The organism is Streptomyces sp. NPDC051214, from assembly GCF_040682375.1.
Lineage (GTDB): Bacteria > Actinomycetota > Actinomycetes > Streptomycetales > Streptomycetaceae > Streptomyces.
Map to the genome: position 1 here is coordinate 583,573 of NZ_JBFBAT010000004.1, position 15,298 is coordinate 598,870.

15 protein-coding genes are annotated in these 15,298 nt (G+C 70.4%); 8 read left to right on the forward strand and 7 right to left on the reverse strand.

From position 1 onward, the window contains the following. The first annotated feature begins 47 nt into the window (after positions 1-47). The 7 genes from AB0M70_RS13740 (at position 48) to AB0M70_RS13770 (ending at position 5,768) form a co-directional block, all read left to right on the forward strand. Positions 48-881 (forward strand): glutamate ABC transporter substrate-binding protein, encoded by an 834-nt coding sequence (locus AB0M70_RS13740; protein ID WP_365819709.1) that lies wholly within the window; start codon positions 48-50, stop codon positions 879-881. 112 nt (positions 882-993) lie between these two features. Further along, positions 994-1,662, forward strand: a complete 669-nt coding sequence (locus AB0M70_RS13745) for an amino acid ABC transporter permease (RefSeq protein WP_365819712.1) — start codon at positions 994-996, stop codon at positions 1,660-1,662. Continuing rightward, positions 1,659-2,576 (forward strand): amino acid ABC transporter permease, encoded by a 918-nt coding sequence (locus tag AB0M70_RS13750; RefSeq protein ID WP_365819714.1) that lies wholly within the window; start codon positions 1,659-1,661, stop codon positions 2,574-2,576. Before AB0M70_RS13745 ends, AB0M70_RS13750 begins: the two co-directional genes overlap by 4 nt. Positions 2,577-2,939: 363 nt before the next feature. After that, positions 2,940-4,583 (forward strand): FAD-dependent monooxygenase, encoded by a 1,644-nt coding sequence (locus AB0M70_RS13755; protein ID WP_365819716.1) that lies wholly within the window; start codon positions 2,940-2,942, stop codon positions 4,581-4,583. A 58-nt stretch (positions 4,584-4,641) separates the two neighbouring features. After that, positions 4,642-4,713, forward strand: a complete 72-nt coding sequence (locus tag AB0M70_RS13760; protein ID WP_309544753.1) for a putative leader peptide — start codon at positions 4,642-4,644, stop codon at positions 4,711-4,713. Positions 4,714-4,782: 69 nt separating this feature from the next. Continuing rightward, positions 4,783-5,346: a cysteine dioxygenase gene (locus AB0M70_RS13765; RefSeq protein WP_365819718.1), complete on the forward strand. Its 564-nt coding sequence runs from the start codon at positions 4,783-4,785 to the stop codon at positions 5,344-5,346. Continuing rightward, positions 5,343-5,768 (forward strand): rhodanese-like domain-containing protein, encoded by a 426-nt coding sequence (locus AB0M70_RS13770; protein ID WP_365819720.1) that lies wholly within the window; start codon positions 5,343-5,345, stop codon positions 5,766-5,768. Before AB0M70_RS13765 ends, AB0M70_RS13770 begins: the two co-directional genes overlap by 4 nt. 6 nt (positions 5,769-5,774) lie before the next feature. On the opposite strand, the gene AB0M70_RS13775 is transcribed toward AB0M70_RS13770, so the two are convergent. The 6 genes from AB0M70_RS13775 to AB0M70_RS13800 all read right to left on the reverse strand — a co-directional run bounded on the left by AB0M70_RS13775 (position 5,775) and on the right by AB0M70_RS13800 (position 13,074). Beyond that, entirely contained in the window at positions 5,775-8,318 is a 2,544-nt protein-coding gene (locus AB0M70_RS13775; protein WP_365819722.1) for an FtsX-like permease family protein, read from the reverse strand. Further along, complete coding sequence (locus AB0M70_RS13780) at positions 8,315-9,034, reverse strand: helix-turn-helix domain-containing protein (protein ID WP_365819724.1); 720 nt, start codon at positions 9,032-9,034, stop codon at positions 8,315-8,317. Before AB0M70_RS13780 ends, AB0M70_RS13775 begins: the two co-directional genes overlap by 4 nt. Positions 9,035-9,272: 238 nt before the next feature. Continuing rightward, a complete protein-coding gene (recX, locus tag AB0M70_RS13785; protein ID WP_365819727.1) occupies positions 9,273-10,022 on the reverse strand; it encodes a recombination regulator RecX in 750 nt (249 codons plus the stop codon). Positions 10,023-10,025: 3 nt separating this feature from the next. Next, positions 10,026-11,153, reverse strand: a complete 1,128-nt coding sequence (gene recA / locus AB0M70_RS13790) for a recombinase RecA (protein ID WP_365819729.1) — start codon at positions 11,151-11,153, stop codon at positions 10,026-10,028. A 292-nt stretch (positions 11,154-11,445) separates the two neighbouring features. After that, the gene (locus AB0M70_RS13795) at positions 11,446-12,774 is read right to left on the reverse strand and encodes an AI-2E family transporter (RefSeq protein WP_365819731.1); all 1,329 of its coding nucleotides are present in this window, start codon (positions 12,772-12,774) and stop codon (positions 11,446-11,448) included. Positions 12,775-12,879: 105 nt separating this feature from the next. After that, complete coding sequence (locus tag AB0M70_RS13800) at positions 12,880-13,074, reverse strand: DUF3046 domain-containing protein (RefSeq protein WP_363210012.1); 195 nt, start codon at positions 13,072-13,074, stop codon at positions 12,880-12,882. 79 nt (positions 13,075-13,153) lie between these two features. On the opposite strand from AB0M70_RS13800, the gene AB0M70_RS13805 reads away from it, so the two are divergent. After that, complete coding sequence (locus AB0M70_RS13805; protein ID WP_365819733.1) at positions 13,154-14,107, forward strand: hypothetical protein; 954 nt, start codon at positions 13,154-13,156, stop codon at positions 14,105-14,107. On the opposite strand, the gene AB0M70_RS13810 is transcribed toward AB0M70_RS13805, so the two are convergent. Continuing rightward, complete coding sequence (locus AB0M70_RS13810; RefSeq protein WP_365819735.1) at positions 14,078-15,277, reverse strand: helix-turn-helix domain-containing protein; 1,200 nt, start codon at positions 15,275-15,277, stop codon at positions 14,078-14,080. The two genes, AB0M70_RS13805 and AB0M70_RS13810, sit on opposite strands and share 30 nt — an antisense overlap. Between the last annotated feature and the right edge of the window lie 21 nt (positions 15,278-15,298).

The following is a 15,298-nucleotide window of genomic DNA, read 5'->3' on the forward strand; positions in this document are numbered from 1 at the left end:
CTCCCCTGCGTCTCAACCCTCTTCTGCCGAAACAAAGGATGTTCACCATGAAGGCTCGCAAGGTCACCGCGGCAGCCGCCGCCGTACTCGCGCTCTCCGTCACCGCCACGGCCTGTGGCTCGGACGACAAGGACGACAAGGGTTCCGGTGGTGGCAAGAAGATCACCATCGGCATCAAGTTCGACCAGCCCGGTATCGGCCTGAAGACGCCGGACGGATACACCGGCTTCGACGTCGATGTCGCGACCTACGTCGCCAAGGAGCTCGGTTACGAGGCCGGGGACATCGAGTGGAAGGAAACGCCCAGCGCGGACCGCGAGACCGCCCTGCAGCGCGGTGACGTCAAGTTCATCGCGGCGTCGTACTCCATCAACGAGGAGCGCGAGAAGAAGGTCGACTTCGCGGGCCCGTACCTCCTCGCCCACCAGGACCTGCTCGTGCGGTCCGACGACAAGATCACCAAGGGCACGGACCTCAACGGCAAGAAGCTCTGCTCGGTGACCGGTTCCACCTCGGCGCAGAACGTCAAGAAGGAGATCGCGCCGAAGGCCCAGCTGCGCGAGTACAGCACCTACTCCGAGTGCATCGACGGACTGGGCAGCAGCGCCGTCGACGCGCTGACCACGGACGACTCGATCCTCGCGGGCTACGCGGCGCAGGAGCAGTACAAGGGCAAGTACAAGCTCGCCGGCCTGAAGCTGACCAACGAGAACTACGGCATCGGCGTCAAGAAGGGCGACACCAAGCTCAAGGACCAGATCAACAAGGCCCTCGAGAAGATGGTCTCGGACAAGTCCTGGGACAAGGCCGTCAAGAAGAACTTCGGCCCGGCCAACTACAAGAACGAGCCCGCCCCGAAGATCGGCGACATCGTCAAGTGACCTCGTGGGAGCGGCCCTGAGGCCGCTCCACTGACAGGGCACACGCCGGTACGCCGCCGCTCGGACGCGGCGGCGTACCTCGCCATCACCACATGCGAGAGCGCGGGAGATCGTGTTCGACTTTCTTGAAGACTACGACTTGCTCGAGGCCTTCTGGATGACGGTGAAGCTCACCGTCTTCGCAGGCATCGGTTCCCTGGTCTGGGGCACTCTGCTGGCTGCCATGCGCGTCAGCCCGGTTCCGGTCATGCGTTGGTTCGGTACCGCCTACGTCAACATCGTGCGGAACATTCCGCTGACCGTCATCATCGTGTTCAGCTCGCTCGGGCTCGCCGACGTCTTCGGCATCACTCTGGGCGCGGGCAACGACTTCGAGACGCTGGGCTTCCGTCTCGCGGTGCTCGGCCTCGGCGCCTATACGGCGGCGTTCGTGTGCGAAGCGGTGCGGTCCGGCATCAACACGGTGCCGTTGGGTCAGGCGGAAGCCGCACGCGCACTCGGGCTGGGCTTCAGTCAGGTCCTCGGTCTCATCGTGCTGCCGCAGGCCTTCCGTTCCGTGATCGGCCCGCTCACCAACGTACTGATCGCCCTGACCAAGAACACTACGGTCGCGGCGGCCATCGGTGTGGCGGAAGCGGCTCTGCTGATGAAGGAAATGATCGAAAATGAGGCGCAGTTGTTCCTCATCACCGGGATATTCGCCTTCGGATTCGTGGTGCTGACCTTGCCGACGGGCCTCATACTCGGCTGGCTCGGCAAGCGTATGGCGGTGAAGCGATGACTTCCGTCCTTTACGACGCACCCGGGCCCCGCGCCAAACGGCGCAATGTGCTTCTCTCGCTGCTCTTCCTCGTGCTCATGCTCCTGGGACTTTGGTGGGCCTGGTCCGCCATGTCCGACAAGGGGCAGCTGGAATGGGCCAAGTGGGAGCCCTGGCTCGCCGACTCCGAGTCATGGACGACATACCTCCTGCCGGGACTCGCGAACACGCTGAAGGCCGCGGGCCTCGCCATGGTGATCGCCCTTCCGCTGGGAGCCCTCTTCGGTATCGCACGGCTCTCCGACCATCGGTGGGTCAGGGGTCCCGCCGCTGTGGTCGTCGAGTTCTTCCGCGCGATCCCGGTGCTGATCCTGATGGTCTTCGCCAACCAGTTCTTCTCCGTGTCCACCGACATCAGCGTCGAAGACCGTCCGATGTACGCCGTGGTGACGGGCCTGGTGCTCTACAACGCCTCGGTGCTGGCCGAGATCGTGCGGGCGGGCATCCTGTCGCTGCCCAAGGGCCAGACGGAAGCCGCCAAGGCGATCGGCCTGCGCAAGGGCCAGACGATGAGGAGCGTGCTGCTTCCGCAGTCCGTGACCGCGATGCTCCCGGCGCTCGTCAGCCAGCTCGTCGTCATCGTCAAGGACACCGCGCTCGGTGGCGCGCTGCTCAGCTTCTCCGAGCTGCTCAGCGCGCGAAAGACGGCCGCCTCGTACTACGCGAGCGTCATCCCCAGCTTCATCGTCGTCGCGGTGATCTACATCGTGCTGAACCTGCTGCTCACCACCCTCGCCTCCTGGCTGGAGCGCCGCATGCGGCAGTCCAAGAAGAGCACGGGCGCCGTGGTGGGCCCCGAAGCGCTCGAGAACCTGGAGACGATCGGCCCCAAGACGGTCCGCAGGGACCACGATGCGGGCGGCGGAGGCGGCTAGCGGCATCCCGAACAATCGGCAAAAACGACGGAGGCAGTGGCATACGGCCACTGCCTCCGTCGTTTTGCGTGAATTCGCCGGACGTCCGAACGTGAGCGGTCGCGCGTGTGATGCTGCAGCGTCGATGAAGGGCTGTCGTCCCATGCGGGGTGGCAGCCCTCGTCATGTCGCGACCACTCCCGGTGTGATCTGTCGACCGCCTGGTCACGCGTTCGCCCAAGCGCCACAGCAGTCGGGCGGCAACTTGACGCGGGCACCAGCGGTGGGTTGCATACGTTCTGTGATCGTGCACCGGGCTCCAACTGCCAGTTCCTGTACGTACGTCCAGCGCTCCCGGGCCCTTGCGGCGGGAGGGTACGCCCCGTGGACCCGGTGATCGTCGTCGGCGCGGGTCCCGTGGGGCTCACGCTTGCCCTGGCTCTCGCGCGTCACTCCGTACCCACCGTCGTACTCGACGAAGGCCCCGGCAAGGACGAGCCACGGCCCGCACGGACCGTCATCCTGCGGGATGACACCGCGGCCCTCATGGAGCGGCTCACCGGTCACTCGTTCGGTGACCAAGAGTCGGGCGCGCGGTGGGACGGCTGGCGTTCCCTGCGGCGCAAGCAGCTGATGCGGGAGCTCACGTTCAGTGATGAGGTACCGGCCCCCCTGCATGTGCCCCAGCACGCACTGACCGGCGCCCTGCGCGCGGCCATCGCCGAGGAGCGCCTCGTCAAGGTCGCGGTGGAGAGCAAGCTCGACTCCCTCGAGCAGGACGCGGACGGGCTGACCGCCCACACCCGTGGCCCCAAGGACACGTGGTGGCGCGGCAGTTATCTGGTGGGCTGCGACGGGCCACGGTCCACGGTGCGCAAGCTCCTCGACGTCCGCTTCCCGGGGCGTACGGCCGTAGAGCGACACGCCGTGGCCGCGTTGCGCACGGAACTTCCCGGGCCCGGCCAGGCGTTGTTGCATCGGATGCCTCCGTGGCGCCACGGAGGCGCCGAGGTGACGGGCCGCCCCCTCGCCGGCGGGGTGTGGCGGCTCGACTGGCTGCTGCCGCCGCGCGGTGAGCTCGTGACGCCGGACGCGCTCGTGGTGCGCATCCGCGAGACCCTCGCGGGCTGGTGCGGCGGCTCCACCCCGCCGTACGAACTGCTCGACACCGGTGTGCACACCGTCCACCACCGTCTGGCCCGCCGGTGGCGGGTCGGCCGTGCCTTCCTCGCGGGTGACGCCGCACACCTGCTCGGCGCGCTCGGCACGCAAGGGCTCGACGAGGGGCTGCGGGACGCGGACAACCTCGCCTGGAAGCTGGCGCTCGCCTGGCACCACGGCGCACACGACGCCCTGCTCGACAGCTATCAGGCCGAGCGGCGGGCCGGTGTCGCCGCACGACTGCGCGCCGCCGACCAGTCGCTGCCGATACTGCGGGGCGGCAAAGGCCTGCGCTCCTACGTTTCCGGGTCCGCGCGCGGACACGACACACTCCTCACCGACGGTCACGTGGGACGCGGGCCCCTCGGCGCACCCGCGTCGTACGCGGACTCGCCGCTGGCCCCTCCGCCCTCCGAGTCCGAGGTGGCCGTGGGCACGGAACCGGGGTCGCCCGTGGCCGATGTGGCGGTGACGGCTCCCGACGGGTCCTTCGTGCAGTTGCGCGACCGGCTCGGCGCGAATCAGCTGCTCGTCGTCCTTGTCGCGCCGGGCACGGTGGTGTGGGAGCGGCGGCACTGGGTGACGGCCGGGATCATGCCCCGGCTCGCGGCCGCCGTCACGGCGCTGCCGCACCCGGCGGAACTGCTGGTCGCGGAGAGTTACCCCGGAGCCCCCGCGCACTCGGTGCTGCTCATCCGCCCCGACGGCCACCTGGTCACGGCCCTCAGCGGGGTGCGCCCCGCCGAGCTGTATACGGCGGCCGAGACAGCCCTTGGCGGAGCGTCCCCGAAGCGGCGTCCGGACAGAGCGGACGCCACGGAGAAGGCGGAGAGCGGGGCCCCCGCGGGGCGCCCGACCACACAGTGAGAAGGAGTTGACCGGCACGCAGCGTCATGGTCTACTCCGAAACGTGACCGACACCGATGTGCGCCTGTGGCGGAGGGTCCATATGGACCTCGTCCGCTATGCGGGCTGCGTGTGTCGTCCGTCCTGCTGAATTCGCCGCCTTCTCCTCTGCGCGCCCTCTTCTTGGCGCGCGCTTCCGCGAACCTCCAGGACGGTCCCCGTGTCTGCTTCTGTCTCCACTCCTGTCTCCACCTCTCGCGCTTCCGCCACCCATGCCTCCACGGCGGGGTCCGCGCCCACCGCCGCCGAGCTCCTCGAATTCGTCCGCAGGAGCGCCGCCGACGCCGAACTCATCGCCACACTCCCGCTGGACCCCGAGGGGCGTACCTGGGTACGTCTGGAAGGACCCGGCGGCAGCGAGGCCTGGCTGATCGGCTGGCCGCCCGGCACCGGCACCGGCTGGCATGACCACGCGGAGTCGGTGGGTGCCTTCTACACCGCCGCCGGCGCCCTCAAGGAGAACTCGCTCGCCGCCCGGCTGCCCACCGACGGCTGGAAGACCCTGGAACTGTCCGAAGGGGTCGACCGTGAACGGGAGTTGACCGTCGGCAAAGGCAGGGCGTTCGGCCAGAACCACGTGCACGAGGTCCTGAACGAATCCACGGACGAGCACGCCATCTCCGTGCACGCCTACTACCCGCCGCTGCCGCGCATCCGCCGCTACAGCCGCACGGGCGCGGTCCTGCGCCTGGAGTCCGTGGAACGCCCGGAGGACTGGCAGTGAGCGAGCACCCCACCCCCGGCGAACCTCCCGTCGGGATCGACGAGTTGCTGGAACGCGTGCGCCTCGACCTCGACCGGGTCACTCCGGAAGAGGCGCGTGACACGGCGGCCGCTGGCGGGCTTCTGGTCGACATCCGGTACGCCGCCCTGCGCGAGCGCGACGGCCTGATCCCCGGAGCCCTCGTCGTCGAGCGCAACGAGCTGGAATGGCGCCTGGACCCGCAGGGCAGCCACCGTGCCGCGGAGGCCACGGGCCACGACCTGCGGGTCGTCGTGATCTGCAACGAGGGCTACGCGTCGAGCCTCGCGGCAGTCTCCTTGCGGCAGTTGGGGCTGCGCCACGCGACCGACCTCATCGGCGGGTTCCAGGCGTGGAAGGCCGCCGGGCTTCCGGTCGCGGCCGGCCTTCCCGCCCCGGGCTGAGCACACTCACTCCTTGGCCGTCGCCACGGTGACGGGGCGGGGCCTGAGGGCGGCGCGGCCCGGGAGTGCGGTCGCGGTGAGGGCGAGCAGAGCCGCGACGGCCACCACGGAGACGTACACCAAGGGGGCGATCGAGGGCGCGGCGCTGCCGGTCATGCCGACGCTGAAGGCGGTCAGGACGGCGAGCGCGATGCCGCTGCCCAGGGCCGTGCCGATGAGCAGGACGGACAGCGCCTCGGTGCGCAGCATGCGCAGGACCTGGCGGCGGCTCGCACCCGCCAGTCGCAGCATCGCGAACTCACGGATGCGCTCGGAGACCGACATGGCGAGGGTGTTGACGACGGCGATCGCGGTGAAGGCCAGGATCAGTCCCATGGCGAGGTAGTTGACCTCGGCGTTCGCCTGCTGCCGCTCGGCCTGAAGGTTGTCGACGGCTGCCGGGGAGAGAACGCGTACGCCCGGGAACTTCGCGACCCCTGCCGCGAGTTGTTCCTGTGTACGGTCGCTCTTGATCAGGACCGTGGCGGCGAGCGGGTTGTCGACGTGGCGGGCGACCAGTTCGTGGGCCATGGTCAGGTCCCCGAAACCGAGCCCGCGCGCGTATACGGCGCTGACCTTGAGCCTGGTCTTCGTGCCGTCGCCGAGCGTGAGCTTCAGGCTGCTGCCCGGCTGCAGGCCGAGCTGGTCGGCGGCCAGTTCGCTGACGGCGACGCTGCCCTTGCCGAAGCCCCGCAGGGATCCGGCGGTCACGTCAGGGTCCCAGGTACGGGTCAGGCCGGCCGTACTGACGCCCTGCGCCGGGTACTTGTCGAGCCCCACGCGCACGGTGGTGCGTACGACCTCGGTGGCGGCCTCGACGCCCTCGGTCGTCCGCAGCTTCCGCGCGACCTCGGCGGGCACGCCCGGTCCCTGCGCCGCCAGGACCCAGTCGGCGCGGATGCCCTCGCGGGCCTGGGCACGGGCCGCGTCGCCGAGGGTGGGCTGGACGAACAGGACGGTGCACGTCATGCCGGTGAGGAGGGCGAGCGGGGTGACGGCCGCCGCCATCCGGGCCGCGTTGCCACGCAGGTTGGCGTGTGCGAGGCGGCCGCCGGGGCCGGAGAGCCGCAGCGGCCCGCGGAGTACGGCAGCCGCCGCCCTGACCAGGAGCGGGCCGAGCAGTGCGACAGCGGTGGAGAGGACCACCACGGCCAGGAACGTCACGGGAGTCGACGCGGGCTCCGTGCGCAGCACGCTGAGCACGGCGACCAGCACGGCTCCCGCGGCGAGGATGAGCACGCCCGCGACGATGCGGCTCCACGGCGGCCGGGCGCGCTCGACGCGTGCTTCGGCGAGGGCCTCGGCCGGGCGGATACGGGCGATGCGGCGGGCCGAGAGGCGGGCGGCGGCCCATGCTCCGAGCAGCGTCGCGGCCACGGCTGCCAGGAGCGGGAAGACGCTGACGGTCCGCTCCAGGGTCGCGGGGACGGCGCCCATGTCCACGAACTTTCCGTGCAGCCAGCCGCCGAGCGGGATCCCGGCGAGCGAGCCGATGACGCCTGCCGCGGCACCGACGATCAGGGCCTCTCGGCCGAGAAGTCCCCGGATCTGCTTCGGGGTCGCGGCGATGGCGCGGAGCAGGGCCAGTTCGCGGTGGCGCTGCTGCACGGAGAGGGCGAAGGTGCCGACGACCACGAGGACAGCGACGAGGAGGGAGGTGCCGCCCATCGCGCCGCCCATGCTGACCAGCTTGATGCGGGCGCCCGCCGCGTCGAGGAACTCCACGGGCCCGCGGTCGTTGCCGGAGCTGACCTGCGACGTCGTACCGGCGAGGGCGTCCGCGACCGCCTCCTTGAGCTCTCCCGTTGGGGTGCCGTCAGCCGGCATGACGCCGAGGGTGGTGATCTTTCCGGGGTGCGCGGCGAGCCGCTCGGCCTCTGCGGAGGAGAAGAAGAGCGACGTCTGGTGGGCAAGGGCGCCTTCGGAGGGGGCGGCCACACCGGTGATGCGGTAGGAGCGCGGGGCCTGTGTCGACTGGACCGTGAGGCGGTCGCCGGTCTTGAGGTGGGCGCGGCCGGCGAGGCCGCTGTCGATGACGAGGTCCCCTGCGGCGCGCGGGGCCTTGCCCTCGACGAGGCGGAAGGGGGTCAGCGCCGCCGATTCCCAGGCGTGGCCGTAGGCGGGCTTGTCGGTGAGGTCACCGGCCGCGGGGGTCAACGGCGTGGCGAGAAAGGTGAGTTCGGGGATGACGTCGCCGACTCCCCGCACTCCCTTGAGCTTGTCCGCGACGTCGTTCGACAGCCAGGCCCGCTCGGCGATCGGCTTGGCCTTGTGCTTGACCTTGGTCTTGCCCTTCTTGTGCTTGACGGTGGTCCGGTGGACGTTTTGGTCCGCGGAGACGATCACCGGGGTGGCGGCGTACCGCTCGGTGTGGATGGTGCCGCGCAGGCCTGTCTCCAGGAGGGTGCCGCAGGCCGTGATGAGCGCGGCCGCGCACATCAGTGCCAGGAAGGCGCCGAGGAACCCGCCCTTGCGGTCTCGGACTGTCTGCAGTGCGTAGCGCAGCATCATGATGTCGCCTCGGGCTCGGAGGAGGAAGAAGAAGAGGGGGCGGAGGAGCGGGGCGACCGGGCTGACCGGGCGGACCGGGCGGGCGCGGTAGGGGGCGCGGTCGCGGGCGGCGCGTCGGTGGTGGCGGGCGCCGGGAAGGCCAGGAGCCGCGTGAGTACGGTGCGGGCGTCGGCCGGGGTCTCGGCGTCGGGGCGCTTGTAGCGGTTGAGCAGGGCGATGTACTCCTCGAAGAACTCGCGGAGCTCGGGAAGCGTCAGCCGGATCGTGCCGCGCGAGTACGGAAACGCGTCGGCCCACTCACCGAGTCCGGCGTCCTCGGTGTCGCAGGCTTCTCGCTGCAACTGCTCGAAGAGCTGCAGGTCGGCGGCGTAGGAGAGATGGTTCAGCTCGTCCATGACGAGTCGCGTCTCGGCCGTCTGCTGGCTGCGGGGCGGGAAACGCCGGTCCCCGGGGATCGCGCGCCACCAGCGTTCGCGGCCGTGGCCCGTGCCGGCGGTCTCCTCGACGAAGCCGTAGCGGGCGAGTTCGCGCAGGTGGTAACTGGTGGCGCCGGTGTTGAGGCCGAGCGCCCTGGCGAGCGTCGCCGAGGTGGCCGGGCCGTGCACGGTGAGGTGCTGCAGCATCTGCTGGCGCCGGGGCTGCGCGAGCGCCTTGAGGACGCGGAGGTCGTTCAGCTCCTCCGGGGCGCCGTCGGTCGTGCCGGGTTCCTTTGCCATGCGTACACAGTCGCCTGTGCACAGGTTCCTTTGCAGTGCGGTGGACCGGCGTCTTCGGTGGGGGGTTAACCCCCCACCCTCCGCCTGCGGAAGGGGAGTTGAAGTGCGCCCTACGCAGGCTGCGGGGCTTTCCGCCGCCCTCGTGAAGCCTCCGCGGACGCGAAAGGGCCGGGCCACGGTTCGCACCGCGCTGCCCGGCCCTGACCTGGGCCCCACCCCCGTGAGGGCCCTGGTCGCCTCAGTCCCCTTCGTACCCCAAGTCCCCCGCGTCCTCGCCCTCTTCCTCGATGGCCTGCCGGACGATCCGGAGCGCCAGGCCTTGCGAATAGCCCTTGCGGGCGAGCATGCCCGCGAGGCGGCGAAGTCGCTTGTCGCGGTCGAGACCCCGTGTGGCACGGAGCTTGCGGGCGACCAACTCGCGTGCGGTCGCCTCCTCCTGCTCCGAGTCGAGCTGCCCGACGGCTTCCTCGATCAGCGCGGCGTCCACGCCCTTCGTACGCAGCTCCTGCGTGAGCGCCCGTCGGGCCAGACCCCGGCCGTGGTGCCGGGACTCCACCCAGGCGCCCGCGAAGGCGCCGTCGTTGATCAGGCCGACCTCTTCGAAGCGGGTCAGCACTTCCTCCGCCACGTCGTCCGGGATGTCCCGCTTGCGCAGCGCGTCCGCCAGCTGTTTGCGCGTGCGCGGAGTCCCGGTGAGCAGCCGCAGACAGATCGCCCGCGCCTTCTCACCCGGATCCGCTGTCGGCGGCTCCCCCTTCTCGGCCCTCGACGAGGAAGGGGGGCCGCTGTCCTGTGAACCGCCGCCTCGGCCTTCGCCGAAGCCGCCACGCCGTCGGCGACCTCGCCGGCCGCCGCCCCCGCGGAAGCCGGTGTCGTCACCCTCCTGGTCGGCGCCACCCTGGTCCACACCGTCCGCGAGGCCTCGGCCCGCGGGGTCGGTGTGGTGCTCGGGAGTGATCTGGTCCGCCCAGTCCGTGCGCCGCGTCATGGATCAGCTCTTGGCCGCGGCGGCCTTGGGCTTGGTGGCCTTGGTCGCCGGAGCGGGCACGGTCTTGGCGGCGTCCTCGGCCACTGCACCCGCCGCGTCCTTGGCCGGCTCGTCCTTGGGCTCCTCGTCCTTCGGCTTCACGCCGACGCCCAGCTTCTCCTTGATCTTCCTCTCGATCTCGTTGGCGAGATCGGGGTTGTCCTTGAGGAAGTTGCGGGCGTTCTCCTTGCCCTGGCCGAGCTGGTCGCCCTCGTACGTGTACCAAGCGCCTGCCTTGCGGACGAAGCCGTTCTCCACGCCCATGTCGATCAGGCCGCCCTCGCGGCTGATGCCCTGGCCGTAGAGGATGTCGAACTCGGCCTGCTTGAAGGGCGGCGCGACCTTGTTCTTGACGACCTTGACGCGGGTGCGGTTGCCGACCGCGTCCGTGCCGTCCTTGAGGGTCTCGATGCGTCGGATGTCGAGGCGCACCGAGGCGTAGAACTTCAGCGCGCGACCACCGGTCGTGGTCTCCGGCGAGCCGAACATCACGCCGATCTTCTCGCGGAGCTGGTTGATGAAGATCGCCGTCGTCTTGGACTGGTTGAGCGCGCTGGTGATCTTGCGGAGCGCCTGGCTCATCAGACGGGCCTGCAGACCCACGTGCGAGTCGCCCATCTCACCCTCGATCTCGGCGCGCGGCACCAGGGCCGCGACGGAGTCGATGACGATGAGGTCGAGCGCGCCGGAGCGGACCAGCATGTCGACGATCTCCAGAGCCTGCTCGCCGTTGTCCGGCTGGGACAGGATCAGGTTGTCGATGTCGACGCCCAGCTTCTTCGCGTACTCGGGGTCGAGTGCGTGCTCGGCGTCCACGAAGGCGACTGCGCCGCCCGCGCGCTGTGCGTTCGCCACGGCGTGCAGCGTCAGCGTCGTCTTACCGGAGGACTCCGGTCCGTACACCTCCACCACACGGCCGCGCGGGATGCCGCCGACGCCGAGCGCGACGTCGAGGGCGGTCGATCCGGTGGGGATGACCTCGATGGGGTCGTTCGGCCGCTCGCCCATGCGCATCACTGCGCCCTTGCCGAATTGCCGTTCAATCTGTGCGAGCGCGGCTTCGAGCGCCTTCTCGCGGTCGGTTCCTGCCATGGGTTCCACCCGATTTGCTTGTGTCGATCGCTTCACGTCAATGACGCTAGCGCCTGCCACTGACAATCCGCCCCGACGCCCGTCCGGCCTGTGGATAACTCGAGGCGATCGCCCCGCCGAAATCCGCCGGAGCCCCAGGGATCCCCCCGCGAAAACCCCGGGAAAACGCCGCCAGGCAACCCATAAGAATGGATGTTCGATTTTGGTGTCAAGCGCACCACGCGGGTCCCACCGAGAGTACGGAAGGGCACCGTCCGCCGGGCGGACCCCGGCACTCGGGCGGTTCCCGGCGCTACCGACGCTCGCCCGGGCCCGGCTCCGGGCCGGACCCTGAAGCGGGGTCGGGGCTCGCTCCCGAAGCCTCCTCGGCGGCGACCTCGGCCTCCGAGCTCGCCCCCGGATGGTTCGGCCCACGCAGCGCGCGCCTCATACGCGTGAGGAGGGACGCCCCGCCCTTGCGCCGGTGTCCGTGGACGCGCGGGTCGTCCGTGACGTCGTACCGCTTCACGTACGCGCCCAGGAAGGCCTGCAGGGTCGCGATCGCCGGAATGGAGATCAGGGCGCCGACCGCACCCAGGAGTGCCGTGCCCGCGATGACCGACCCGAAGGCGACCGCCGGGTGGATGTCCACGCTCTTGGCCGTGAGCTTGGGCTGCAGGACGTAGTTCTCGAACTGCTGGTAGACCACGACGAAGATCAACACCCACAGCGCGTACCAGGGATCGACCGTGAAGGCGATCAGCATCGGCAGCGCGCCCGCCAGATACGTGCCGATGGTCGGGATGAACTGCGAGACCAGGCCGACCCACACCGCGAGCACGGGCGCGTACGGCACGCCAAGGGCCTGCAGCAGGACATAGTGCGCGACTCCGGAGATCAGCGCCATCAGACCGCGCGAGTAGAGATAGCCGCCGGTCTTGTCGACCGCGATCTCCCACGCGCGGAGCACCTCGGCCTGGCGCGCGGGCGGCAGCACCGAACAGAGGGCGCGACGCAGCCGCGGGCCGTCGGCCGCGAAGTAGAACGAGAACAGCAGGACCGTCAGGAGCTGGAAGAGACCCCCGAGGACCTGCGCGGAGACGTCCAGGACGCCGCTGGCGCTGTTCTGCACGTACTTCTGCAGCCAGTCCGAGTGGACCAGGCTGTCCTGGATCTCGACCCGGGACAGCTCCGTGTGGAACGTCTGGTTGATCCAGCTGATGACGTCGTCGAGGTACTCGGGGAAGTCCTCAACCATGTCCACGATCTGGCCCGCGAGCATCGACCCCATGAGCGTGATGAAGCCCGCGCTCGCGATCAGGACACCGAGGAAGACCAGGAAGGTGGCGAAGCCCCTGCGCAGCCCGCGCGCAGCCATCCAGCTCACCGCCGGCTCCACCGCGAGCGCGAGGAAGAACGCGATCAGGATGTTGATCAGCAGCCCGGTCAGCTGATGGAAGGCCCAACTGCCGAGCTGGAAACAGGCGATGAGCGCGAGGGCGAGCACCATGGCGCGCGGCAGCCAGCGCGGCATGCCGGCGGTTCGCCCGCTCTGCGCCCCGTTCGGGGGCTGTGCGGGCGGCGTCGTGCCGAGCGGAGCTACGTCCTGAGTGACCTGCGCGGTCTCGTCTGTCGATGCCACAGGCCCAGTCTCGCCCACGCCGACGACATTCGGCCGCCGCCCCCGCGTCTTCGCGCTCCTCGGCGCAAGCGACGGGACAAGGGAGGACGTGGAAGTGCCCCGCCGTCAGCGCTTTTCGGCCGGTACGTCCACGGCCGAGCACACGGCGCGCCAGACGTCCTTGGCGTCCCAGCCCGCGTCCAGTGCCTGATGGACCGTGCGTCCGCCGAGCTCGGCCATCACGTGATCGCGGGCGAACGAGTCGGCGTACCCCTGTCCGAAGTGGTCCGCCATCCGCTCCCAGAAAATCGTCAACCGCATGACCTCAGTATCGCTCCCTTGAGAGTGCAGCCGGGCGCAGGGGGATCTCCGAAGGCGCTTTCCGGCCTACGGTCTGTGCATGGCCGAAACCGGAGCATCCCCGCACGCCGCGTCCTCGCCGGTCGCACGCGCCGAGCACTTCGTCTGGCTCACCGCGCGCGTCCTCGAACAGCGGCGGTTCGCGTACCACTTCCTGAGCGGCGCGAGCGGCGCCGGAGCCGGTCCGGCCGACGCGGTCGATACCGCGCTTGCCGCGTACGGCACCGAGGACGGCGGGTACGGGTACGCGCTCGAACCGGATCTGCGCGGCCCCGTGAGCCAGCCCCTGCACGTCGGGCACGCGCTGCGCGTCCTGGACTCGATCGGACGCTGCGGCGGGCAGCGGGTGGAGCGCGTGTGCCGCTATCTGACGTCGGTGTCGACGTCGGACGGGGCCCTCCCTGCGATCCATCCCAGCCAACGCGCGTACCCCTCGGCGCCGTTCGTTCCTGTGGTGGACGATCCGCCGAGCGAACTACTCGCCACCGGCCCCGTAGTGGGCCTGTTGCACCGCAACGAGGTGTGGCACGCCTGGCTGTTCAGGGCCACCGACTTCTGCTGGGCCGCGGTGGAGTCCCTGGAGAAGTCCCATCCGTACGAGATCCAGGCGGCCGTCGCCTTCCTCGACGGGGCACCCGACCGCCCGCGCGCGCAGGCGGCAGCCGACCGGCTCGGCAGGATCGCGCGGGAGCAGCGGCTCGTGGCGCTCGACCCCGAGCGGTTGGAGGCTTACCCCGTGGCACCGGGCTACGCACCGGGTGAGCACCACTTCGCGCACGACTACGCCAAGACCCCCGAGTCGCTCGCGCGCGCGTGGTTCACCGACGAGGAGATGACGCGCTCCCTCGACCACCTGGCGCGGGAACAGCAGGAGGACGGCGGCTGGCCTGTCCGATGGAGCAAGTGGGCGCCGGGCAGCGCCCTCGAAGCCCGCCCGATCGTCACCGTAGAGGCGCTGCGCACCCTACGGGCGTACGGACGGGCCATCGTCTGACGGGGCCTCCTCGGCCTCCCGCAGGAGGAGTGCCGCGATGGCGAGCGCCGTGCCGCGCGGCGCCGACAGGTCGAGGCCCGTGCGCTCGCCGATCTTCGCGAGGCGGTTGTCGACGGTGTTGGGGTGCAGGCCCAGGGCGGCGGCGGTCGCCCTGCGCTCCTGCTGATGGCGCAGGTGGGTGCGCAGCGTCTGAAGGAGCTCGGGCCGGTCGGCCACCGGGTCGAGCAGGGCGGAGATGAGGTGGCTGCTCTCGTTGCGTCGCGAGAGGTGGTACTCGAGGAGCACGTCCTCCATGCGGTGCAGTCCCGGAGGCAGGCCGCACGCGCGCGTGACGCGCAGTATCTCGGTCGCGGTGCGCGCCGCGCCGGTCACCGCCTCGGGCCCGGCCGCGTCCACGGCGGCCACGCGTACGGGCAGGTCGCAGGCCTTGCTGAGCCGACGCGCCAGGTCCTCGGGAGGCCGGCGATCGTCGGGCACGACGACCCGTCCGCCATCGGCCTCCAGGAGGGCGAGCACCTCCACCTCGAAGGCGTGGTCCAGGGCGGTCTGCACCCGGCGCAGGCGCCGCCGTACCGCTACGGGACCCTCGGTCGGCGTCCGGTCGAAACCGACCGCCAGGACGAGCACAGGCCCCGCAAGGTTCAGTTGGTCGAGCAGCACGTGGCCCGGCGGCACCATGCCGTCGAGCAGACCGCGGACCAGGGACCTGCGCTGGGCCCGCTGCTCGGCCTCCAGGGCGGAACGCTCGTCCAGGTAGGTCTCCGCCACGGCCCCGACGATGGAGGGGTGCGACTGCAGGAGCACGTCCACGAGCTCGACCAGAGCCGCTTCCTCGCCGGGACGCGCCTCGTCGCGCAACGCCTGCCACAGGACGTACACCCCCAGAGCATGCGTACGCAGCAAGAGGTGCAGCGGCATGCCCTCTTCCGCACGCTGGGCGGCCCGCTCCCGGAAGAGCCGGTGACTGCCGGGCCGGTCGGTGACGCGCCGCAGGAAGAGGCGCACTCCGTGGCGTGCGGTCGCGGCTATCTCCAGATCCTTCACGTCGTCGGGCAGCTCCGCGTACCCGGGGAGCTCCTCGAACGCCTCACGGGCCATCCTGCGGGCCAGTTCATTGACCCGGGGCTCGCAGCGCGCCGCGAGCGATTTCGCCTCGGGGGACAGCGCCACGGGATCTCCTCTCCGGGGGCG

Excerpts from the sequence above, each read along its gene's own strand:
- AB0M70_RS13805 (WP_365819733.1), top strand. The coding sequence starts at position 13,154 with ATGGCCGAAACCGGAGCATCCCCGCACGCCGCGTCCTCGCCGGTCGCA.
- recX (WP_365819727.1), bottom strand. The coding sequence starts at position 10,022 with ATGACGCGGCGCACGGACTGGGCGGACCAGATCACTCCCGAGCACCAC.
- AB0M70_RS13740 (WP_365819709.1), top strand. The coding sequence starts at position 48 with ATGAAGGCTCGCAAGGTCACCGCGGCAGCCGCCGCCGTACTCGCGCTC.
- AB0M70_RS13775 (WP_365819722.1), bottom strand. The coding sequence starts at position 8,318 with ATGATGCTGCGCTACGCACTGCAGACAGTCCGAGACCGCAAGGGCGGG.
- recA (WP_365819729.1), bottom strand. The coding sequence starts at position 11,153 with ATGGCAGGAACCGACCGCGAGAAGGCGCTCGAAGCCGCGCTCGCACAG.
- AB0M70_RS13750 (WP_365819714.1), top strand. The coding sequence starts at position 1,659 with ATGACTTCCGTCCTTTACGACGCACCCGGGCCCCGCGCCAAACGGCGC.
- AB0M70_RS13780 (WP_365819724.1), bottom strand. The coding sequence starts at position 9,034 with ATGGCAAAGGAACCCGGCACGACCGACGGCGCCCCGGAGGAGCTGAAC.
- AB0M70_RS13800 (WP_363210012.1), bottom strand. The coding sequence starts at position 13,074 with ATGCGGTTGACGATTTTCTGGGAGCGGATGGCGGACCACTTCGGACAG.